Genomic DNA, 22,782 nt, shown 5'->3' on the forward strand with positions numbered 1-22,782 from the left:
CACCTCTAAGTAGTTTAATAGTTAATGTAAGTTACTGCATGATGATTCGAAAATGAATTACCTTTAATGCTTATATGCTCATATATGCATTATGTTATACTAATCATTATAGGTCAAGTTGTTTATTGATCTTTTTAAAGCGTTTGAATGATTCAAATCTATAAAAATATCGGGAGGATGTATTGTTGCTCGCTACTATTGCTGCAGGCCTGGCACCGGGATTAGCGCTATTATGTTACTTATATTTAAAAGATAGATATGATCAAGAGCCATTATCGGTAGTGGCTAAAGTATTCTTTTCAGGTGCCCTGCTAGTTTTCCCGATCATGTTTATTCATTACGTTTTGGATACAGAAGACTTGATACCCAGTTCAATTATTGAATCGTTTATTACCGTTGGCTTACTTGAGGAATTTTTCAAATGGTTCATTTTGTACAACATGGTATACAGCCACTTGGCATTTGACAAACCTTATGACGGTATTATATATAGTTCGGCTGTTTCTCTTGGGTTCGCTTCTGCGGAGAATATCCTTTACCTGTTTGCTAATGGATTGGAACTCGCATATAGCCGTGCACTATTACCCGTTTCAAGTCATGCAATATTTGGAATTATCATGGGCTACTATTTGGGGAAAGCGAAATTCTCAAGTAGCCCGCCCCTTAGGTGGATAGTCCTGTCCCTGATCATACCCACACTACTTCATGGAGGATATACATACATCCTTCTTACAGTAGAAGATTGGCTGCTGCCTATTGTCTTTTACATGGCTTTCCTCTGGTTTTTAGGGATTAGGAAGTTTAGGCTAGCAACATTAGCCTAAAAAAATCACCATGTTTATTAGATTAGAAAGGCTCCTTCATTACTGAAGGGGCCTATTTTTAATAGAGTACATGTTCAAGACCTTCTAACAAAACATAGTATGTCGGCCGCTTTATAAGTTAATGAATTGCTTGGTTTGAATCGCATTCGTGAACAAATTTGACAATTTAGTGAATATTTTGAATAATATGTACAAAGGTGGTGAAATGAAATGACGAATGAAAAAATTCTTCAGACAGTTAAATTGCTGGGTGGAACCCTTCTTTGTATTGGAATATCGACTTTTCTCACAGGTCTTTTCGTAAGTAAAGGCGAAATTCTGGCAGCAATTGGAGCAGGCACGATTGTGGGTGCCGTTTTCATCTTCCTGATGGGGATCTTTTTTGTTGCTTCAGGAGAGGTATTGGAAAAAACACAACATAAGAATAAAAAAAGAGCGCCATTTTAGACGCCCCGTTGATTAACACATTTATTCATAACCCCATATCAGGGTAAGCAATGAACCAAAGATGGTAACTAAAGCAATGAAAACTGCGTAATAAATATTGGTGTAAATGGACGGTTTATCTTCGCTTTCACCAGCGTGCATAAACACAACCAACTGCACCGCCGCCTGGATGAAGGCTGTCACCAGCAGAATGGACATTCCAATGGTATAAGACAGATCCATGAAATAAACAGCAAGAGCCACTGCAGTGAGGATTAAAGAAAATACAAACCCCATTACTTGTTTTAAAGGAAATAAATCTTTCATGTTTACATCATTCCTTTCAAGTAGACGAAGCTGAAGATAAATATCCAGACCACATCTAGGAAGTGCCAGTACAACGAAAATATGAACGATTTATTGGCTGTTTCAGGCGTAAGACCTCGTTTCTTGATTTGCATAATGATCGCAAGACCCCAGAACAAACCAAACGTTACGTGTGCACCGTGTGTACCCAATGTAGTAAATAACGCAGCTGAAAAACCGCTAGTCTGCAGTGTCAGACCTTCATGGATATATTGTACAAATTCATAAATCTCCAAACCTATGAATCCCAGTCCTAGAATAAGAGTAATGATGAAGAAATTGATCATCGCTTTTACTCTGCCAATCCTCATAGCATGAATTCCTAAGCCAATTGTGAAACTGCTAGTCAAAAGTAATAGAGTTTGAATAATCAGGGTCGGAGCTTTAAACACTTCTTCCCCGCTTGGGCCGCTTCCGGTTCGGTCCACTAAAATAAAGTATGCAGCGAAAAGCGTTGCAAACAGGGCTATTTCCGCCCCCAGGAAAATCCAAAAACCTAAGATTTTCAACCTATTTTCTTCTGTACTATATTCAAGCGGGAGTGATTGATCGATTTTCATTTTCAGATACCTCCCAATTTCTTTTCAGTTTCTTTGATTTCCTTAACGGAAATGTAGTGGCCATGGTCCTTCTCGAAAGAACGGTATAACATACAACCAAATATCCCTAATACAGAAAGAATAGCTAGTGTCCACATGCTGAATACCATCGCGAATCCAAATACAAAGAAGAAAGCACTCAGAACAAAAGGCAACCCACTGTTATTTGGCATATGAATCTTCTTGTACTCACCCGGGAACAAGTCATGACCGTTTTTCTTTGCATCCCAGAACGCCTCAGATGAGTTCACATGAGGCACAATCGCAAAATTGTACTCCGGTACCGGACTGTGAGTAGCCCATTCAAGAGACCTTGCATCCCATGGATCAGATCCGATATTTCGAGGTGCATAGCGAGTGCTGTAATAGATATTGTATACAATCAGAGCAAATCCTATGGCGAGACCTATTGCTCCAATAAAGGAAAGTCCATTCCAAATTCCATATCCTGTCGACTCAGAATAGGTATACATGCGACGCGCTTGTCCGTCAAGACCAGAAATAAACATCGGGAAAAATGTCAAACAGACACTAATCGCGATGAACCAAAACGACCATTTTCCGATGCGTTCATTCAACATGAAACCAAAAATCTTCGGCCACCAGTATGTCATTCCCGCGATCATCGCGAATACTACACCTGGGATGATAACCAGATGGAAATGGGCCACAAGGAACATCGTATTATGATACTGGTAATCCGCACTAGCCATGCCAAGCATGACGCCTGTTACTCCACCGATTGTAAAAATCGGGATAAAGCCAAGGGAGTATAACATAGGAACCGTAAACCTGATTTTTCCTTTCCACAGTGTAAGAAGCCAGTTAAAGATCTTAACCCCTGTAGGAATTGCAATTGCCATAGTCGTTATCGAAAAAATACTATTCACAAGGGCACCCTGTCCCATCGTGAAGAAATGATGGACCCAGACGACAAAGGACAATGCCGAGATCGCCACAATCGAAACGACCATAGACTTGTATCCATATAGATTTCGGCGGGCGAAAGTCGGAATGATTTCACTGTAGATCCCGAATGCTGGCAGGATTAAAATATAGACCTCTGGATGGCCCCAGACCCAGAAAAAGTTGGCCCACAGCATATCCATGCCGCCATTTGTTGTCGTAAAGAAGTTGGTCCCAAATAAACGATCCATTGTTCCCATCGCCAATGCCACTGTTAATACCGGGAAAGCGAAAACAATTATTACATTGGTAATCAGTGCTGTCCATGTAAACATCGGCATCTTCATTAACTTCATACCTGGCGCTCTCATTTTTAAAATGGTAACAATGAAGTTAATACCTGTGATTAAAGTACCAAGGCCTGCAATTTGAATTGCAAGCATATAATAGTTTGTTCCTACTGATGGACTGAATTCATTTCCAGCGAGAGGGAAATACGATGTCCAGCCTGAATCAGGAGAACCACCTACCACGAAAGAAATGTTAAATAACATCGCTCCCATAAAATATAACCAGAAACTTAAAGCGTTCAACCGGGGAAAGGCAACATCACGTGCTCCAATCTGCAAAGGGACCACAAAGTTCATTAAAGCCATGACGAAAGCCATAGCCATGAATAAAATCATCACTACTCCGTGTGTCGTAAAAACCTCATTATATTCCTGGGCATTCAGTAATGTATTCTCAGGTATAGCAGTTTGAGCGCGCATCATCAAAGCGTCGACCCCGCCTCGGAATAACATCAGCAAAGCGGAAATGAGATACATGATGCCAATGCGTTTGTGGTCAACCGTTGTTAACCATTGCTGCCACAGATAGCCCCATTTTCTAAAATAGGTCAGCCCAGCTAAAATAGCTATAATTGTAAGACCAATGGCTACCATCGAAGCGTAAATCGTTGGGCTTGGATTCGGGACAATAAATCGATCAAAAAATTCCATACTCCTGCAACTCCTTTCAAGAAGTTTTAAGTTGTTATACTACCTTACTTATAATCTTCTAGTGATTCATATCCTCCATATCATTTTGATCCATTTCTCCATCAGGATTTTGTTTTTCATCACCATTATTATCCTTTTGAGTGCTTGCCGCTTCTTTTTTGTGATGGCCCTCTGGAGGTGGAGAGAAGGATAAATGTGTTCCTGTATAAGTTAATTGACCTAGATGGCTGGGTTTTAACAGTTCATTGAATTTTTCTTCAGTTAATGGTTTAGCAGTTTTCTTGATCTCTTCTACCCATTTCTCGTATTCAGCCTGCTTCATAGCTGTTACATTAAAGCTTTGCTCTGCGAAACCAGAACCTGTAAAATTCGCATTCCTTCCGCCGTACTCACCAGGTACGTCTACAGCTAGATTTAACTTATTAACCATATCTGCCATCGCATATTTTTGGCCCCCTAATTGAGGAATCCAAAAACTAGAAATCGGCCCATATGAATACAGACGGAACTCAATTGGTCTGTTCGTTGGGATAAAAAGATAGTTGACAGTTTCAATATTTTCTTCTGGATAGCTGAAATGCCATTTCCAATTTGAGGAAGCAGCATATATCACTAATGGTTTCTGATTTTCATAGCCTTCTGGTATCGACTCTACCTCATATGTGGATTTCACTGTAATTATTGAAAGAAAAATGACAATTATGATCGGAATCCCTACAAAGATTGATTCAATCACCTTGCTCCCTTCAATATGTGGCGGTTCATAGTTTTCACTTTGTCTAGAAGCCCTGTACTTGACTAACATGACGATGAAAAGTACAAAAACCGCAATGACAACGAACGCCATAGTCCAGATTGAAATCATGATTACATCTGCAGTTGTACGTGCTTGCGGACCTTTCGGATCAAGAACCATAAGTGGTTCACATCCCGATAGTAAGGTGAAAACACCCAGAATCAACGACAGAATCGCCCATTTCACTTTCATCGAGTTACCCCTTTCTTTAGTTGATGAGACAGTAGTTAGAATCCATGTCCAATTTATATCGCCTTATTTATGTGAATTACATCACATAGGATAACATTATAAATTGTTTTACAATCTGGAAGCATGAAAGTTAACTTAAGAGAATGAAGCTGCAAATCAAACAAATGATATATGAACACCATATACATAGATTACTTTAAAAAATTTACGATACATGAGCACATATACATACTTGTTTTCCAGAAAGTACGAACAGTTTCTAACACGGTTATAATGTTAACATACTCATCCAGCTGATAAATTTCTATTTGTGACAAATTTATGAAGGTTTTTATTTACATTTTTGTATTATTCTTTTCCTTTTACTAACTCCAAAAGAATTAAATTAGGAATCTTCACACTTTTATCACAAACAAATGGTAATAATAAAAATATTGACTGTTAATCAATTATGCTATATTTAAATTTTGAATAAAGGGAGATTAATCAATGCGGAAGACTATAGGTGTGTCCATTGCTTTAATGGTTACGTTAATACTTACAGCTTGCGGGCAAGATATAAAGGATCCTTTGAATTGGGAAATAAATGACTTCACTTTCGAAAATCAAAATGGCAAGAAAGTAGGAATGGAGGATTTAAATGGCGAGGTATGGGTAGCAGACTTTATTTTCACTAGCTGTGAAACGGTTTGTCCCCCTATGACGGCTAATATGGATATCCTGAATCAGAAGTTGAAAAAGGAAGGAATAAATAACATTAAATTTGTTTCCTTTAGTGTTGATCCTGATGTTGATACCCCTGATAGAAGAAAAGATTATATGGAGCGGTATGATATCAATCCTGATAAGTGGCACTTTTTATCAGGATACTCTCAGCAAACAATCGAAGACTTTGCTTTGAAAAATTTTAAAACTATTGTTAAAAAGCCTGAAAATGACGATCAAGTTATTCATGGCACTTCCTTTTATCTGGTTGATAAAGATGGGGTAATCGTAAAAGATTATCCAAGTCTTTCTGATGTTCCCTTCGAACAAATGATTGAGGATATTAAGATTCTATTGAACGAGTAGTCATATTTTCAGGGGAATTGTTGCCGAGTTGGCCAAAACGGCAGAAAGAGGGTGACCTGATGGGTTACCCTCTAATAGTTTTTTTACTTGTATATAGGTCATTTTATATCCAGCCAAAATATCTCACAGTTTGGGCAATAAGAAACGTTACACAAAGGGCGATGGCGGTTGGAATGATAAAAGCCATAAATGTCCACTTCTTGCTCTTTGTTTCTTTATAAATATTAATCAATGTTGTGCCGCAAGGATAGTGTAAAAGAGAAAAAAGCATCATATTCAACGCAGTGAGCCAAGTCCAATTATGATTAATAAAAATTTGCTTAATATCTTCTATTCCTCCTGCATCAACCAGTTCACCTGTTGATAGATATCCCATAAGAAGGACAGGCAGCACAATTTCATTTGCAGGGAGTCCGATTATGAATGCCATCAAGATATACCCATCCAAGCCTAACATTTGGCCGAGCGGATCAAGAAATTGGACAATGTGCAATAAAATGCTCGTGCCGTTCACATGGATATTTGCCAATATCCATGTCATGACCCCCGCGGGTGCTGCTACTTTAACTGCTCGTTTTAGTACTGCTAGAGAATTGTTCAAAGAAGAACGAATGACAGTATCAAATATCTTCGGCTTTCTATAGGGCGGGAGTTCCAATGTATAGTGTGTTGGGACACCACTTAATACAGTTTTTGATAGAATCCAAGAAACAGAGAATGTTATGATGATCCCAAATAATACAATTCCCACTATGACAGCCGTTGTTATAAAGGATTTGATTCCCCCCGTAAAACCAGCCGCCATAAACAAGGAGGCCAGCAAGATTAACGTTCCCCATCTCCCATTGCAAGGAACAAAATTATTGGTCAGGATGGCAAGCATCCGTTCCCTCGGTGATTCTATTATTCTTGTGGACATCATGGCTGCTGCATTACAGCCAAAACCCATCGCCATTGTAAGGGATTGTTTGCCATGTGCTCCAACAGTTTTAAAAAGCCGATCCATGTTAAATGCTACTCTAGGAAGATATCCATAGTTCTCGAGAAGTGCGAAAGTAGGAAAAAATATCGCCATCGGAGGCAGCATCACACTGATGACCCATGAAGTTCCCCGATAAAAGCCCAATACCAATACACCGTATAGCCAATCTGGAGCTTTTACAAGCTTAAATAATACTGTAATATGTCCCTCAAGCCAGCCAAAAAAATCCGCGAGCATAGAAGAGGGAATATTGGCTCCTGCAATGGTTAAGTAAAATACCGCTCCGAGCATTAGAAGCATGATAGGAAAACCCCAAACAGGAGAAGTAAGCACCGAGTCTAATCGCTCCGTTCTTTCGTCATGTTTTGTTTTGCTATATTCAACTCCCGCCTCAATACATCCCCTGCTATTCCGATACAGAGCCTCCACAATCTTATCGCGTGTTTTTGAGGATGATAATTTCTCTGCTTGCTCAAGCAGTTCAACGAACATTACTTGTTCAGAGGCTGCTTTTTCCATCAGTTTAATCCCTCCTTTGATAAATGCCTATCCTTCAGTTCTTCGAGCAACTTTTCATCACCATCCAATAGCCTTAAAGAAAGCCATCTGGCTGGTACATTGTTTCCGAATACCTTTTGGACCATCGGTAAAAGGTATTCTAATTTTTGTTCAGTTTCGTCATCATATTGAACTTTTACAGGCGAACAAGGAATGACACCTGTTACTACCCTTTCAATTGTATCCAACAAAAGCGGCAGTCCTGTTTTATTTCTGGCTGATATTTTAATGACAGGGACCCCAAGGCGTCTCATCAGTATTTTTTCATTAATCCTGATACCCATTTTCTCAGCCTCATCCATCAAGTTGATGCATACAATGACTTTCTCAGTCAATTCCAGGACCTGCAACGCAAGATTTAAATTGCGCTCGAGTGCAGTAGCATCCGGTACAACAATCGTCAATTCCGGTTTCTCAAACACTATAAAATTTCGCGCTGTCTCCTCATCAAGTGAATTAGAAAAGAGGGAATACGTTCCTGGCAGGTCAATCATGTTGTAGGATTTACCTTTGTGTACGAATGCTCCTTCTTTTATATCCACGGTCTTGCCTGCCCAGTTGCCCGTATGCTGCTTTAGCCCAGTCAAGGTATTAAACAAAGTACTTTTTCCGGTATTTGGATTTCCTGCTAGTGCAATCCTGATTTGATTGATCATTTCTCGACCAGCTCCCCTATAATATTGAGACTCTCTTCTTTCCTTAAAGCAACAGATGCACCGCTTACCCGATAAACAACAGGGTCACCTAAAGGACTTCTTCTCACCACCTCGACTATTGCTCCTGGTACAAATCCTAAATCCAGTAGCCTTCTCCTCATCGTTCCGTGGATATTGAGACTTAAAATTTTTATAAAATCCCCGATTATGCCATCATACAAACTCAACTTGTTTGTCCGTATCATCTTTTTTTCCTCCTAGCCATAGTTTTTCCCTAGAGAAACATTTCTGGTTTATTTCATTATATGTTCACTTATTCATATTGTCAAAATGATTGTAGGAAAGTTTTTTAGCATTTAGGTGTATGCGTGGCTATACAGTATGAATATTGCAAATGCCTTAGTCAGTCTGGACATTGCCTCGAGACACATATTGTTACCCACTACGATATTATTAAATAGTTCTATGCAATAAGAAAAGCGCAAGCGCCTCGACCAGGCCTGACGGTGAAGTCGTTCTTTGACTTCATTGGCAGGACCGAAGCGTCTCGAGCTGCTCAAAGCTAACGCTTCTCGCAAGATACTCGAGGAAGCATACTCTTGGATGAAAACTGGCTAGGCGCTGGAGCTAGACACTAATCTGAGTGTAATAAGTTTATACTTTCTTATAATCGAGTAGGAGGGGGTGACTAACCCCCGACCTCTCACACCACCGTACGTACCGTTCGGTATACGGCGGTTCAATTAAGTGTGACGTAGAAATTCATATCTTTGATATAGACTTTTGAGCCCTCGATGACTCCAATAAGAGTTATCGAGGGTTTTGTGTAAGATTGGACTTGAGGCAATTCTCCAAAATTTCTTTCTGGAATTTCCCCATTCGTATGCCTTTTGGTCTGGAACGCCAAGACTTTTGAGTTTTCTTACTCTTGTCTTCGGGTTCTTCCATTGTTTCCATTCAATCATACGGAGTCTTCTTCTAATCCACTCATCAAATTCTTTGAATTTACTTGGTGTATCAGCTAATGCAAAATATCCACACCATCCCGTTAGAAATTGATTCAATTTCTCAATTCTAACTTCCATGGGGATTGGTTTAGAACGGGATGTTAACTTTCGTATTTTAGCTTTTAGCCTTTTAACACTTTCGTTGGCTATTCGAACCTTCGGTTTCTTATTAACCGTAAAGCTAAAGCCAAGGAATTTTCGTTTCCACGGGCGGTCAACCGCTGATTTCCCTCTGTTTACTTTGAGCTTTAATTTCTGCTCAATGAAGCATGTAATGGAGTTCATTACTCGTTCTCCAGCTTTCTTCGATTTCATGTAAATATTACAATCATCGGCGTATCGGACAAACTTGTGACCTCTCCTTTCTAGTTCTTTATCAAGCTTATCCAAAAGTATATTCGAAAGAAGAGGGCTCAGGGGACCTCCTTGTGGTGTTCCTTCTTCTGCATCGTAGACTACACCATTTATCATGATTCCTGCTTGGAGATATTTTCGAATTAGCTTCAAGACCAATCGGTCTTGGATTCTGCTTGCCAATATCCCCATCAGCTTGTCATGATTCACTTTGTCAAAGAACTTCTCCAAGTCCATGTCAATCACCCATCTGTAACCTTCACTTATATATCCCCTTGCTTTACGTACAGCGTCATGGCCTCTTCGGCTTGGCCTAAACCCATAACTATGTTCCGAGAAGGTTGGGTCAAAAAGCGGAGTTAAAACTTGGGCGATTGCCTGTTGGATGAAACGATCTATCACGGTAGGTATTCCAAGTAACCTTACTCCACCGTTCGGTTTCGGGATTTCGACTCGACGTACTGGGTTAGGTTGATAGGTACCTTTCCTTAAAGAATCACAAAGGGTGTCCCAGTTCTCATAGAGATGTCTTCGTAGGGATTTTACGGACATTCCATCTATGCCGTGACTCCCTTTGTTCTTCTCCACACGTTTAAGTGCTTCTATTAAGTTTTCCCGTGATAGAATCAGATTCATTAACATGTGATATTTCCTTTCGACGTGAACGTAGAAATCTAATTATGTTATTCCTGCTCCACCCTCATGAAGTCCCCTGTGGATTCACCACTTCCTCCTTCAAGTAAGTCCTTTCGGATTGTCTGCTTCTACACAGGAATTGTATGCCTAGTTCTCGTTCTTCCTAATTGTTCAGTCCTTCCCTTACCGTCTCGAGCCGGTAAAGTACTATGACCTCTGCTGACTTCTGATTGTTCAGCTATCTATTGCTAGATAGGTTACCAAGTGTACTTGGCTTTCCAATCAGACCTCCCCGGGTAAGAGTACAGTCTTTCCCTCCATCTATCTGCTTCATTTACTCTGTACCACCTTCGGCAGTAAGGACTTTGTTTTGTTCTGCAAACTCATCCAATGGTACCTAGCCTTATATGAAGTTCGTGTTCCTCAGACCGGAGGTTTGCCGCTCGCTTCCTTCAGATTCCGCGTCACCGCGGACACCCTTGCGTTAAGCTAACCACTACTACTGCCTTCATGGCTCGGGACTTACACCCTATAGACTGCACCCATGCCGGGCGCACAAACAAAAAAGCTTGCAGGAGGCTCTGCAAGCTTAAAGTTTCTAGTATTAATGATGTCTGGCATGGTCAATTATTTGTTTCAGGACACCCATTACGTGTTCATCATCGCACGAATATATCATGGAAGTACCTTCTCTTCTGTACTTTACTAATCTTAAATTTTTCAGGAATCGTAACTGATGAGAAACAGTGGATTGGAGCATCTCCAGTTGTACAGCAATTTCGTTGACTGATTTTTGTCCTTTTGATAACAGGTGCAGGATCTTGATCCTAGTAGGGTCAGATAACGCTTTAAAAGTTTGCGATACTATAAACAGCGTCTCTTCATCCAAAGTGTTTTCAAGATTCACCATATCAACTGGTTCATGTTCTGATTTCTTCAATTCGTTCACCTCAAGGTTTTATAAGGTTCATTATATCACAGCATGGCCAGCTATTCGAAGTCAATTTAACTGCCTACCAGATTGATATCACCATGATCATCAACTTTATTGAACCAAGTGCAATAGCTAATATGAATAGCAATCTTGAAATTGAAACGGTCCCAATACTTTTCCAGAAAATTTCGTATAAAGCTATATAACTTATAGTCCCTATTGCCGCTCCTATTACCAGTGTATAAAACTTAAGCGGGACGACAGGAATAGTTTGACCTGCAAAGATTGTGAAACCGACGCCAAAAGACAAAATGGCACAGGAAATCCAGAAGATGGTGGACCTTAGTTTATTTTGGAGGATGGCTCCCATTAATATTACTCCTTCTGGAATATGATGAAGCACTACGGCTATCGTTAAATAAAAATTGTCGACTTCTTCATTTAAGAAGCTTAAACCAAGTGCAAACCCTGTGGGTATACTATGGGTATACAGCGCCAAAAATAAAAGGATGAAGGCTGACCACCCCGTCTGGGCTTTGTGATTGAATTGGCGAAAAAAACGGTCAATTGTCAAGATGAGCAAAACACCTGAAGAAATCCCTATAAAAACCCCTAATGGATCTAATCGAACCAGCGCTTCTGGAATTAAGTCGAATGTGATTAAGCCTAATAAAAGACCGCCACAGAATAAATGTATAGATTGATGATTCATATTCCATTTCTTATTAATGAAAAATGTCATGTATCCCCCAAACAGGAGGCCCAGGAAAACGATCCATGCTAATATGGCACTTACACTTGCAGGTTGCAATCCATCCTCACACCTTCCGGCCAAAACTTCTTTAAGATGTATATTCAATTTTTCAATGGACATGCTGATTGATTTGTTGATTAAAATGGCATTTCCAGTTTTAGCGAAGGCAAGGAGGGAAAAGAGAAGTAAAAAAAGGAGCAGGACAGCTTATGGGTAAAAACAAACACAAAAGTATGGGAGTTGCCTTTTTTCTAAATCTTTCATTCACGATTATAGAAATTATAGGAGGAATCTTGACAGGAAGTATCGCCATCATTTCTGACGCGATACACGATTTGGGTGATTCAATCTCCCTTGGGATGTCATGGTACCTCGAACGGAAGGCTAGTAGGAAACCCAGCGATAAATACACCTTTGGATATAAGAGATTATCCTTGATGGGGTCATTGCTGAATGCAGCAGTCCTTATTTTCGGATCCCTCTATGTATTGATTGAGGCTGGAAAAAGGCTATTTGAACCTGTGTCTCCAAACTCTCAGGGAATGTTTTGGCTTGCGATTCTTGGTATAGCGGTAAATGGATATGCAGCGTATCGTATAAAAAAAGGGGAAAGTGGAATGAACCAGAAAATGCTCTCATGGCATTTATTAGAGGATTTACTCGGGTGGATTGCAGTCTTAGTGGTCAGTATCATCATGCAATTCAAAGAAATTCCTATCTTAGACCCTCTTCTTTCCATTGGGATCACTCTCTTTGTACTTTACCATGTAATTAAAAATCTCAAGAAAACACTTGTCATCTTGATGGATGCGGTCCCTCAGGAAGTTAATCTCAAAGACATGAAGGATCAGTTCCTGAATCTAGAATATGTTATGGATATTCATAATTTACACTATTGGTCCCTTGACGGTAAGTCGAGTGCATTCTCCACCCACCTTATCGTCCAAGAAAAATTGGAAAATGGACAGGAAGAAGTAATTAGGAATAAAATCAGGCAAATCTTGAAGAATAATGATGAAGGTATTGACTTCATTTCGATTCAGGTCGAACGTGGACGAAAAACATGCTAAGAATAAGAAAATCGCAAGCGCCTTGGTCAGCCCCGACAAGGGTTGGAGGGCCGACCGGTGAAGTCGTTCTTTGACTTCATTGGGCGGACCAAACTCTAAAAGCGAAGGCGACTGCCCAACTCCGACAAGCGCTGGAGGCCTGACAGTGAAGTCGCTCTTTTACTTCATTGGCAGGACCAAAAACGAAAAGTATAGCCGACTGTCCAGAAACGCAGAAACTGGAGACTCCGGCCCTGCCGGCGGAGTTGAAGTTTCGGAGTTTCTAGGAGGCGACACTAGACAAGCGTCTCGAGGAGTTAGGAGCCGCAGCTAGACAAGCGTCTCGAGCTGCTCAAAGCTAACGCTTCTCGCAAAATACTCGCGGATGCACATTCTTGGATGAAAACCGGCTAGGCGCTGGAGCTGGCCAATTCTCTAAGTTGAAATGCTATAAATTCTGATATTATTTAAAAAACAGGAAGACTACCAGGGATTTTCCCTAGGGTAGTCTTCCTGTTTTTATGACCTTTAGTTACAAGCCCCATGCTGACTAGGACAACCAAATTCCAATTTCTCCGTTTGGATGGTACTATGGTCAATTCCAAACTCGTCATGGAGAATCGTCTGCGCTGCATGAAGAATGACATCATGATTCCCATTATCCTGGATGGTTATATGACAGCTTAATACAAGAACCCCGGAAGTAATGGACCAAACATGCAAATCATGTACGTCTTGAACAGAGGGAATTGCATGCAGCGATGATTTCACTTGCTCATAATCGATATGGCTTGGGGTACCTTCCATCAGGATGTGGAAAGAATCCTTGGTCACTCTCCAGCCACTGATGATGATCAATATCGAAACGATCACACTCGCAATCGGGTCGGCAATGCCCCAGTCGAAAAAGTAAATAAGCAATGCAGCCGAAATGGCACCGACCGAACCAAGCATATCCCCTATAACATGTAAAAAAGCACTTCTTACATTTAAATTTTCATCCTTATCACCTTTCATCAATAACCATGCCGCTATGATATTGACCATCAACCCGATGATAGATATTGTTAGCATGCCAAGGCTTTTTACCTCTGGAGGGTTAAGAAACCTTTGATATGCTTCATAAAATATATAGAGTGAAATCAATATTAATGTGACACCGTTAAGTGCAGCTGCAATAATTTCAAACCTTTTATAACCAAATGTTTTCCCTATCGTCGCCTTTCGTTCTCCAAGTTTGATGGCCGTTAAACTTAATCCCAATGCTGCAGCGTCACTCAACATATGTCCTGCATCTGATAATAGGGCAAGACTATTTGTAATGATACCGCCGATCACTTCCACAATCATGTACGTCGTTATAATAATAAACGAAAGGAACAGTGCTTTTTTATTATTTGCATTTCCATGGGCATGACTATGTCCATGAGCGTGTGAATGTCCGTGTCCGTGTCCCATAATGAACCTCCTTTTTATGAATATGTGCTCATATATATATTATTAACATATGATGGGTGTATTGCAATCCTTTTTGAGACATTTATTTTTACCCCCGTTGCAATTTTTTATTCTTTATCATTTTATTGTTATTCAAAGCACTTTCCTGTGAATAATTATTGTAGTTAAGTAAATAATCATGTTGAAAAGAAATAGAAATCAAAGCAGAAAATTAAAGAAAGGAAGCAGGAAATGGGGAACTCTACTGTAAAAACTGGTGAAAAAGGGGCCTGGATCAGCATCTCTGCCTATATTTTTTTGGCTGCATTCAAGTTGATCATGGCAAATTCGGGGAATTCTGAAGCTCTTAAAGCAGATGGACTGAATAATTTTACTGATGTATTTGCTTCCGTAGCCATTTTAATCGGGTTGAAAATTTCAAAAAAGCCAGCTGACGAAAATCACAAATATGGTCACTCCAGGGCAGAAACCATTTCGTCCCTCATCGCTTCATTCATCATGTTTTTTGTAGGGGTCCAAGTTGTAATGGATTCCTTCCAGAAATTCTACAAACCAGGTGAGGGCCAGCCGGAGCTATTTACCTCATTCGTCGCCTTGTTCAGTGCTATAGCCATGTTTTATGTATATCGGATAAATATCAAGCTATCCAAGGAAATCGGAAGCAAAGCCTTGTATTCAGCGGCACAGGATAATAAATCTGACGCCTTAGTCAGCATAGGAACGGCAGTAGGAATCATCGGTGCTTTTTTCGGCCTTGGATGGCTTGATCCGCTAACAGCCGCCTTTGTTGGTTTGATCATTTGTCATACTGCCTGGGATATCTTCAAAAATGCTGCCCATGACCTGACTGATGGCTTTGAGGTTCAGACACTTAAGGAATTTGAAGATACAATCAATGATACCCCAGGCGTAAAGTTCACTAAAGATATTAAACCAAGATTATATGGAAACCAGACAGCAGTAGATGCAACCATTTTCGTTGACTCAAACCTGTCAATCATTCAAGGTCATGCTATATCAGAATTGGTAGAACAACGCTTGTTTGAATACCACAAAATCGGCCATGTCCATATCCATATCGAACCTATTTAAGCCTGTCTTTTGAATCCATTTTTTCCTCCAATTCTTTTAGTTCTTTATCCGACTTTTTCTTAAATAAGTAGATAACCCCTATAGCCATAAGTGACAAAATTGAATATGCGGCTACTGTTGGGAAAAGTTCAGCAATATTTAAACCAAGAACAAATTGCATTTTCCTCACTCCTTCTAATGTGATTTAATGACCTGCTGTCATAAGTACGATATAAGCGATAAATACGAAAAATAATCCAAATACCACGGATCCTGCTACCATGTTTTTACGAGTGAAACTCAGTACCATTAGAATCAATAGAATGATTGATAAGAATACTCCAAAAAGAAAGGAGGCATTCACATTTAACTGAACTATATCATTAGTTAGAAAGGGATGAAACCACTTATACAACTGTGAATAGCCTTCTGTTTTGATCATTGATTCTATATCATGCGGTGGAGATTGAATTCCCAGTGCACCAGTCACAATAAATATCAAGGTTATAAATATGCCCTCTGCTCTCATCCATTTGATTGTTGAGGGACCTGGATGCTCTGCTTGTTTTTTCATCAATATTCCATTGATAAATGCAAAAACTAATAGAGGAATTATAAGTATATGTTTAACTAATAAAGCCTGTCCATATGGAAGCATCCAAGAAGAGACATAATCTTTAGGGTCCACAACCAGTTTCATGGTCATGAAACCACTGACAATAATTAAAATCAGACAAAGAATAGCTGTAGGTGTAAACCAAGACAAAAATTTACTCCAGTTACGCACGTCCTTAGAGAATAAAGAAACAATCAATAATATACCTGTCCAAACCACTACTCCAAGAAAATGTATTGTATGGGATGTCACGCCATACCAAAAGGACAAACTTGCAGCATGGCTCGAATATCCAACGGCAATAATTAACAATAGAACTAGAAAAGTTTGAAAATACTTGGATTTATTAAATAAAATCATGAAGTATAAAAGCAGTCCTACCCATGAAGTAAACATCCAAGCTTTTCCTACTTCAAAATCAAATAGAACTGAACGTAATGTTTCCCAAAAACCTAAAGCTTCTATAAAGTAGAAAATCACTTGAACTACTGGCCCTATTGAAGCAAAAATGATTCCCAGTATCGATAGAAAATATACTGCTCTTGGAATTTCAATTTTTGGTTTAAAATTTACAGGAACGAGCTGAAAAATCATAGCTCCAACTAAAATAGAAAAGGAGAGGTACAGAACAGTTTCAGATACTATTAGATAAAAGGTCATTTTTTACCCTTTCTGAAAATAAAGAATGCCATAAGTAGTATGATCAAGGCTGCTACAGGCAAAAACCACGTTTGGAAATTTGAATTTACAATTCCATTTGGATTTTTTTGTTCGTTAAGGGGAACAGTGTCTTCTTTCTTTCTTGGTTCTTGAGCCTCCTGCTCTGAGTCTTCAGTTTGGTTCTCGGTTTCTTCTCTGGTGGAAGTTTCAGTTTTAGATTGATCAGGTACTTGAACGGTAAAAGAAATGGTTCCTTCCAATGGATGGCCATCTTCTCCGACTATTTTCCAAGTAGCCTTGTACTCCCCGTTTTCTAATGGCTTATCGAATTTCGCAATTAACTTATCTTCCTCAATCGTAATATTTTCCACTTGGTATGTCTCGTCATTATCTGTTATAAATAGCTCACCAATAGTTTCAATTTCTGTTTCAAAGGTGATGTCTATCATATCAAGCGGTTCCTCTACAATCTCCCCTTCTGCCGGGTTGGATTCTTTGGTATAAGAATGGGCGAAGACCTCTATTTTTGAATTAAAGCTAATGAAAATAAGGATTGCTATCATCCAGATTTTTTTCATTTTCGAAAACCACCTATTCAACTATAAATTCCATTTTGGGCATGTTGTGCATATCTCTGGCAGTTACATGCGCGATAATGGTATACTTTCCTGCCTCGGAAAAAGACTTTTGTATGGCATAGATTCCAGATTCAGTATTTTTGGCGTCTAGCTTTTCATGAGTTTCCTGGCCTTCTTTCCAAATCTCAAATTGTACAGAGTCAGCATCATTCACATCTTCTTTTCCCTGAGTAATTCGGGCTTTCAATGCTACAGTTTCCCCTTTTTTTATTACTTCAGGCAGAATAATTTCAACATCAACCATTTCGGGTAGGGATTCCTTGTTACTTTCCTGTGCACACCCACCCAATATAAAAAATACAGAAGCAAATATTATCATTATAAATGATTTCATTTAAATCAACTCCTTATTCCAAGGCTTAAGGCTTTTCTTTAACAGTGAATATATGAGCAATCAATCATATAAAATAATACTAATTTTAAGAGTATAAATCAATATCTTTAGGCAAATGACTTTCCATACTTACTATTAAGGCTTAGGTTAAATTATGAAACGTTATGAAAATAAATTAATCATAAAGAAGCCCACATTCATCATTTCCAATGTGGGCCCTGGCCAAAATTAAACTTTCATTAAAACTATTTTTTGGTACATACCATTGAATAATGATTTTTTTCTCTCTAATAGTCTTATACTCTTCGTTTCATTCGCGATGGACTCAAAGGATAAACCAATATCTGTACCTAATAGTCTAATCAATGGTCGAATTAATCTTTTCGATAATGAAAGTTCTTTCTTACCGTCAACAAATTTATCAAAAACAACAATCTGTCCACCACTTTTCGTAACTCGGACCATTTCATCAAAGGCTTTTTTGCCATCGGGAACGACAGTTAATATCAAGCTGCCAATGACATAATCAAACGTATTGTCTGGCAGGTTCATGCTTTGAGCATCCATTTGTATAAATTCAATTTTTTCGCCTTCGTACTTCTTTCTTGCTTGATTTAGCATGTCTTCTGAAAAGTCTATGGCTGTTACCTTGAGGCTGTTATAAGGGACTTGATCGATATCCGCCCCTGTGCCAACCCCTACGAAAAGTACGGATTCTCCTGCTTTAAACTCTATATCTTGAAAAACTCGTTTTCTTGCTTCTAAAAATAGTCCGGAATTAAAAAAGTAATCGTAGATGGGGGACCAAATTTTATAGATGAATCGATTCCAATTATTATTCATCTGATTACCCCGTTCGTTAAATTATTCTTTTACCCTCAAAAGTCGCAAACCGTTTAAAGTGACAATAAGAGTAGCCCCCATGTCGGCAAATATAGCGATCCATAAGGTAAGCCATCCTGGTATCACTAGCAGAAGTGCAATAAGCTTGATTGCCAGGGAGAATGTAATGTTTTGCTTGATGATCGTTAAGGCTTTTCTGCTTAACTTGATAGTAAACGGCAGTTTCTTGAGATCATCGCCCATTAAAGCAATGTCTGCAGTTTCCAGAGCCGTATCAGTCCCTGCTCCTCCCATGGCGATTCCTACAGTGGCAGAAGCTAGAGCAGGTGCATCGTTGACCCCATCTCCAACCATGGCCACTTTACCGTGTTCATCACGCAGTTTCTTGATAAATGCCAGTTTATCCTCTGGAAGAAGTTCCGCTTCGATGTCAGATACTCCGACCAATTCACCAATTGCATTTCCAGTCCCTTTATTGTCACCTGTCAACATGATGGTCTTCTTTATTCCAAGTTCATGGAGTCTGGCGATAGTGGAACGGCTGCTTTCCCTAACTTCATCTGCTACTGCAATCAACGCGGATATACTATCCGTAGTGCCCACAACCATGACTGTTTTTCCTTGAAGCTGTAATTCATTAATTTTTTTACTAATGTCAGATGAAATACTCTGATTTAACAACTCTTCAAATAACTTTGGATTTCCAATAAAGTAGGTTAATCCGTTTATTGTTCCTTTTATCCCTTTTCCCGTAATCGATGAAAAATCCTCCACAACTAGGTCCTTGAAAGAAATTTCTTTTTCCTCTGCTTTTTTTATTATCGCCGATGCAAGAGGATGCTGAGAATTATATTCTAATGCAGCTATGATACTCAGCAGCTCATTTTCCTTCTGCTCATTATCAAGCATTACATAATCAGTAACTGCAGGTACGCCTTTTGTTAAAGTACCTGTTTTATCAAATGCGATGGCGTTAAGCGCACCCGCTTCCTCAAGATAAACTCCGCCTTTGATTAATACTCCATTCCTTGCTGCATTTCCTATTGCAGTTACAATGGCAACCGGTGTTGAAATGACAAGTGCACAAGGACAACCTACAACAAGAACAGCAAGACCTTGATAAATCCATTCGCTCCAGTCTGCTTGGAACAGAAGCGGCGGGATTATGGCCACAAGTGCAGCAATCACAATAATGGCCGGTGTATAATACTTTGCAAACTTATCGACAAAAGCCTGGGAAGGTGCTCTCTCTGCTTGGGCTTCCTCTACCAGATGGATGATTTTCGCAATGGTTGTATCATCGACCCTTTTTGTTACTTTTACTTCCAGTAAGCCTTCTGTATTCAATGTACCTGCGAAAACATCATCATCCACTGATTTTTCCAGCGGTACGGATTCTCCAGTAATTGCTGCCTGGTTAACGGATGAATATCCTTTAACCACAGTTCCGTCCATAGCAATTTTTTGACCTGGCTTCACGACCATGATATCACCGATTTGAATATCATCCACTTTAATCAATAGTTCCTGACCATTACGACGGATGAGTGCTTCTTTTGGCGCGATATCCATTAATGAACGAATCGAAGCCCGAGCCTTATCCATAGAATATTTCTCAAGCGCCTCAGAGATTGCAAATAAGATAACAACTACTGCACCCTCAGTCCATTCCCCGATAAAACCAGCACCGATAATGGCAATCGTCATGAGAGTTCGCATGTCGAACTCTAACCGGAAAAGATTTTTCAAACCCGTTTTAAATAAAGAAAATCCTCCAATTAAGATGGCTGCCAGAAAAGCCGCGATCGTTGGCAGACTCTCTTCCCCATTAATAGATTGAGAGAAATAACCTAAAACCACAAACAGTAATGAAGCCAAAACTGTGGAATATTCCTTCCAGAATGGTTCTTTTTTCTGTGGTTTCATCTCACCCTTTTCAGGATAGATCTTCAAATTTTCAAAAGCTCCAGCCTCTTCCAGCTTTTCAATCGTTGTGTTTCCAACCACCGTTATTTTTGAGGCACCGAAGTTTACACTTGCATCCAAAACACCATCCAGGTGCTTTACGTTCTTCTCGAACGTTCTAGCGCAGCCCGCTCAAGAAAATCCTTCGATGCGATAAACCGTCTTCTCTGCATTAAGATTCTGTTCTAAAGCCTCAGTCAAGGGTACTCAACTCCTTTTGATGTTCAAATGCAATACTAATCAATTGTTTTACATGTTCATCCGTAAGAGAATAAAAAACCAATTTCCCTTCCTTTCTATACTTAGCCAAACCCATATTTTTAAGTAAACGCAAGTGATGTGAAGCAGTTGCAGTTGAAGCCCCTACAATATTGCCAACATCACATACACAAAGCTCATCCTCCAAATAAAGGGAGTAGGCAATTTTCATCCTTGTTTCATCTGAAAGGGCTTTGAATATCTTGGCCACATCCTTTGTTTCATCAGGATTTAGGATGGCTTTTACCCGATCAACCCTTTCTTGATCCACACATGCCACTTGACATACATCGATTTCCTTCAAATTGATCACCTCCGTTTCACCAACATTCAAATGGACGTTTGAATACATTATATTCAAAAACGTGTTTGAATGTCAAAGATAATAATTTTTTTTAATATCCCTCAAAAGCAAATCGAATAATCAGCCCCAGTATGAAGCGACCAAAAAACAAAAAGAGCCGCCCCATTAGGAAAAGGGACAGCTCGCTATGTCATCGGTTCTTGCGCTTAATCAATAGAGCCATAAAAATGATAATAAGAGTAAATGCTGTGAATGCTAAGAATGGTATGGTTATAAAACCAAACCAATTGATATATTGAGCCGTACATGGAACACCACTGACACAAGGTTTAACTTGTGCAAATCCAGGAACCTTTTGTACTAGGTAGTGATTAAGAGATATCAGCCAACCTATGACAGCTAAAGGCAATACGAATTTTTTTACAGCTGTATCATTTTGAAATGTCGCAATTCCTAATAGCAACACCAAAGGATACATAAGAATGCGTTGGTACCAGCATAACTCACAGGGAATAAAGCCTGCTATTTCACTGAAATACAGACTGCCCAAGGTTGCCATCAGTGAAACAACCCAGGCTAAATAAAGGTAGATTTGCTCGCCATTTACGCTTTTCATCATTGTTTTTCCTTTAAGCCTTCTTCTATTAAGGAAATGATCAACTCATAATCAAAAGGATCTTCAAGTATCGTGTCATTCACCATAATGGTTGGAGTCTTCTCTACTTTAAATTCCTCTACTAGTGCAGTGTCTTTGTCCAACTCATCTTTTATCTCCTGGCTTCGCATATCTTTTTCCAGTACCGCCAAATCAATCCCTGGTACAGTGGAAGCAACTTCTAATGCCTTTTCCTCTGTAAGCCAGTTAGAGTCATGATCGGCACCTGGTTGTTCGCTAAATAACTGTTTATGGAATTGCCAATAACCTTCAGGACTCTGTTTGTAGACAGCTTCTGCAGCAGCTGATCCCACTTTAGATTCTTCACCATGAAACAGCACATTGATGTATACAAATTTCACCTTTCCCTGGTCAATGTAATCTTTAATTAATGTGGGAAAGAATTGTTCTCCCCAGGCTTTGCATGCTGGGCATTTATAATCACCGAATTCAACTACAGTAACTGGTGCATCCGCCACTCCCAATGTAGGCTGCCCTTCGATCGGCGGTAATTTGTCTCTGGTTGTGTCAGGATTTGTTTCTGACTTCGAATTGATCATAACTAATGCTGCCAGAGCTACTACTACAACAAGGGTTATAATGACTGCCATTTTAAAGAATGAATTATTTTTTGGAACCATATTTCTCCTCCTGTAAAGGTTTCATGAGTTTACCGACAGCCTTAATTTTATCAAATAGACTATTGTTATTCAAATAGAGTTTTGAATATTTTATGACTTCTAAAAGCTAATATGAAAGATTAATAATCTAATAACAGCTTAATATAATCCATCGAAACCATTTATTAAGATTCCCGAAGGACTCTCTTTACACTCGGTCAATACAAGAATAAATTCAAAAAAAGTGGT

The 22,782-nt window shown here is 39.4% G+C and carries 25 protein-coding genes; 5 read left to right on the forward strand and 20 right to left on the reverse strand.

All coding sequences use genetic code 11. The features are described from left to right. Positions 1-185: 185 nt before the first annotated feature. A complete protein-coding gene (prsW, locus tag RH061_RS20835) occupies positions 186-824 on the forward strand; it encodes a glutamic-type intramembrane protease PrsW (protein ID WP_311072694.1) in 639 nt (212 codons plus the stop codon). Positions 825-1,034: 210 nt separating this feature from the next. Beyond that, positions 1,035-1,271, forward strand: a complete 237-nt coding sequence (locus tag RH061_RS20840) for a hypothetical protein (protein ID WP_192469996.1) — start codon at positions 1,035-1,037, stop codon at positions 1,269-1,271. A gap of 21 nt (positions 1,272-1,292) precedes the next feature. On the opposite strand, the gene qoxD is transcribed toward RH061_RS20840, so the two are convergent. From qoxD to qoxA, 4 genes are read right to left on the reverse strand one after another with little or no spacing between them, the layout of a single operon-like run. After that, positions 1,293-1,577, reverse strand: a complete 285-nt coding sequence (qoxD, locus tag RH061_RS20845; RefSeq protein ID WP_192469995.1) for a cytochrome aa3 quinol oxidase subunit IV — start codon at positions 1,575-1,577, stop codon at positions 1,293-1,295. A gap of 2 nt (positions 1,578-1,579) precedes the next feature. Then, on the reverse strand, positions 1,580-2,176 hold the full coding sequence (gene qoxC / locus RH061_RS20850; RefSeq protein WP_192469994.1) for a cytochrome aa3 quinol oxidase subunit III: 597 nt from the start codon (positions 2,174-2,176) through the stop codon (positions 1,580-1,582). 2 nt (positions 2,177-2,178) lie between these two features. Further along, complete coding sequence (gene qoxB / locus RH061_RS20855; protein ID WP_192469993.1) at positions 2,179-4,122, reverse strand: cytochrome aa3 quinol oxidase subunit I; 1,944 nt, start codon at positions 4,120-4,122, stop codon at positions 2,179-2,181. A 58-nt stretch (positions 4,123-4,180) separates the two neighbouring features. Further along, positions 4,181-5,110 carry a cytochrome aa3 quinol oxidase subunit II gene (gene qoxA, locus RH061_RS20860; RefSeq protein ID WP_192469992.1) on the reverse strand — a complete coding sequence of 310 codons (930 nt, stop codon included), beginning with the start codon at positions 5,108-5,110 and terminating at the stop codon, positions 4,181-4,183. Positions 5,111-5,599: 489 nt separating this feature from the next. Between qoxA and RH061_RS20865 the strand changes: the two genes are divergently transcribed. After that, the gene (locus RH061_RS20865) at positions 5,600-6,181 is read left to right on the forward strand and encodes an SCO family protein (RefSeq protein ID WP_192469991.1); all 582 of its coding nucleotides are present in this window, start codon (positions 5,600-5,602) and stop codon (positions 6,179-6,181) included. 103 nt (positions 6,182-6,284) lie between these two features. On the opposite strand, the gene RH061_RS20870 is transcribed toward RH061_RS20865, so the two are convergent. The 6 genes from RH061_RS20870 to RH061_RS20895 all read right to left on the reverse strand — a co-directional run bounded on the left by RH061_RS20870 (position 6,285) and on the right by RH061_RS20895 (position 12,050). Next, entirely contained in the window at positions 6,285-7,682 is a 1,398-nt protein-coding gene (locus RH061_RS20870) for a ferrous iron transporter B (RefSeq protein ID WP_192469990.1), read from the reverse strand. Then, the gene (locus tag RH061_RS20875) at positions 7,682-8,374 is read right to left on the reverse strand and encodes a FeoB small GTPase domain-containing protein (protein WP_192470178.1); all 693 of its coding nucleotides are present in this window, start codon (positions 8,372-8,374) and stop codon (positions 7,682-7,684) included. Before RH061_RS20875 ends, RH061_RS20870 begins: the two co-directional genes overlap by 1 nt. Further along, on the reverse strand, positions 8,374-8,622 hold the full coding sequence (locus RH061_RS20880; RefSeq protein ID WP_192469989.1) for a FeoA family protein: 249 nt from the start codon (positions 8,620-8,622) through the stop codon (positions 8,374-8,376). Before RH061_RS20880 ends, RH061_RS20875 begins: the two co-directional genes overlap by 1 nt. 498 nt (positions 8,623-9,120) lie before the next feature. Then, positions 9,121-10,380, reverse strand: a complete 1,260-nt coding sequence (gene ltrA, locus RH061_RS20885; RefSeq protein ID WP_311070432.1) for a group II intron reverse transcriptase/maturase — start codon at positions 10,378-10,380, stop codon at positions 9,121-9,123. A gap of 598 nt (positions 10,381-10,978) precedes the next feature. Then, a complete protein-coding gene (locus RH061_RS20890) occupies positions 10,979-11,284 on the reverse strand; it encodes an ArsR/SmtB family transcription factor (protein ID WP_192470177.1) in 306 nt (101 codons plus the stop codon). 103 nt (positions 11,285-11,387) lie between these two features. Next, a complete protein-coding gene (locus RH061_RS20895; RefSeq protein ID WP_192469988.1) occupies positions 11,388-12,050 on the reverse strand; it encodes a ZIP family metal transporter in 663 nt (220 codons plus the stop codon). 221 nt (positions 12,051-12,271) lie between these two features. Here RH061_RS20895 and RH061_RS20900 point away from each other — a divergent pair, with 221 nt between their 5' ends. Continuing rightward, positions 12,272-13,132: a cation diffusion facilitator family transporter gene (locus RH061_RS20900; protein ID WP_192469987.1), complete on the forward strand. Its 861-nt coding sequence runs from the start codon at positions 12,272-12,274 to the stop codon at positions 13,130-13,132. Positions 13,133-13,639: 507 nt separating this feature from the next. On the opposite strand, the gene RH061_RS20905 is transcribed toward RH061_RS20900, so the two are convergent. Further along, positions 13,640-14,569: a cation diffusion facilitator family transporter gene (locus tag RH061_RS20905; RefSeq protein WP_311072695.1), complete on the reverse strand. Its 930-nt coding sequence runs from the start codon at positions 14,567-14,569 to the stop codon at positions 13,640-13,642. Positions 14,570-14,800: 231 nt separating this feature from the next. Here RH061_RS20905 and RH061_RS20910 point away from each other — a divergent pair, with 231 nt between their 5' ends. Next, complete coding sequence (locus RH061_RS20910) at positions 14,801-15,661, forward strand: cation diffusion facilitator family transporter (RefSeq protein WP_311072696.1); 861 nt, start codon at positions 14,801-14,803, stop codon at positions 15,659-15,661. Here the strand turns inward: RH061_RS20910 and RH061_RS20915 are convergent. The 9 genes from RH061_RS20915 to RH061_RS20955 form a co-directional block, all read right to left on the reverse strand. Beyond that, on the reverse strand, positions 15,654-15,821 hold the full coding sequence (locus RH061_RS20915; RefSeq protein WP_311072697.1) for a hypothetical protein: 168 nt from the start codon (positions 15,819-15,821) through the stop codon (positions 15,654-15,656). The two genes, RH061_RS20910 and RH061_RS20915, sit on opposite strands and share 8 nt — an antisense overlap. 24 nt (positions 15,822-15,845) lie before the next feature. Next, complete coding sequence (locus RH061_RS20920; RefSeq protein WP_311072698.1) at positions 15,846-16,916, reverse strand: copper resistance D family protein; 1,071 nt, start codon at positions 16,914-16,916, stop codon at positions 15,846-15,848. Beyond that, positions 16,913-17,494 (reverse strand): copper resistance CopC family protein, encoded by a 582-nt coding sequence (locus RH061_RS20925; protein ID WP_311072699.1) that lies wholly within the window; start codon positions 17,492-17,494, stop codon positions 16,913-16,915. Before RH061_RS20925 ends, RH061_RS20920 begins: the two co-directional genes overlap by 4 nt. 13 nt (positions 17,495-17,507) lie before the next feature. Then, positions 17,508-17,888, reverse strand: a complete 381-nt coding sequence (locus RH061_RS20930) for a FixH family protein (protein WP_311072700.1) — start codon at positions 17,886-17,888, stop codon at positions 17,508-17,510. Between the two features lie 228 nt (positions 17,889-18,116). After that, entirely contained in the window at positions 18,117-18,731 is a 615-nt protein-coding gene (locus RH061_RS20935) for a class I SAM-dependent methyltransferase (protein ID WP_311072701.1), read from the reverse strand. 21 nt (positions 18,732-18,752) lie between these two features. Continuing rightward, a complete protein-coding gene (locus RH061_RS20940) occupies positions 18,753-20,897 on the reverse strand; it encodes a heavy metal translocating P-type ATPase (RefSeq protein WP_311072702.1) in 2,145 nt (714 codons plus the stop codon). Beyond that, entirely contained in the window at positions 20,890-21,258 is a 369-nt protein-coding gene (locus RH061_RS20945; protein ID WP_311072703.1) for an ArsR/SmtB family transcription factor, read from the reverse strand. The genes RH061_RS20940 and RH061_RS20945 overlap by 8 nt, the downstream gene beginning before the upstream one ends. Positions 21,259-21,448: 190 nt before the next feature. Then, on the reverse strand, positions 21,449-21,874 hold the full coding sequence (locus RH061_RS20950) for a disulfide oxidoreductase (RefSeq protein ID WP_192470176.1): 426 nt from the start codon (positions 21,872-21,874) through the stop codon (positions 21,449-21,451). Then, the gene (locus RH061_RS20955) at positions 21,874-22,554 is read right to left on the reverse strand and encodes a DsbA family protein (RefSeq protein ID WP_311072704.1); all 681 of its coding nucleotides are present in this window, start codon (positions 22,552-22,554) and stop codon (positions 21,874-21,876) included. Before RH061_RS20955 ends, RH061_RS20950 begins: the two co-directional genes overlap by 1 nt. Positions 22,555-22,782: the final 228 nt, after the last annotated feature.

The sequence above is a fragment of the Mesobacillus jeotgali genome (assembly GCF_031759225.1).
In the GTDB taxonomy this organism is placed as follows: domain Bacteria; phylum Bacillota; class Bacilli; order Bacillales; family Cytobacillaceae; genus Mesobacillus; species Mesobacillus jeotgali_B.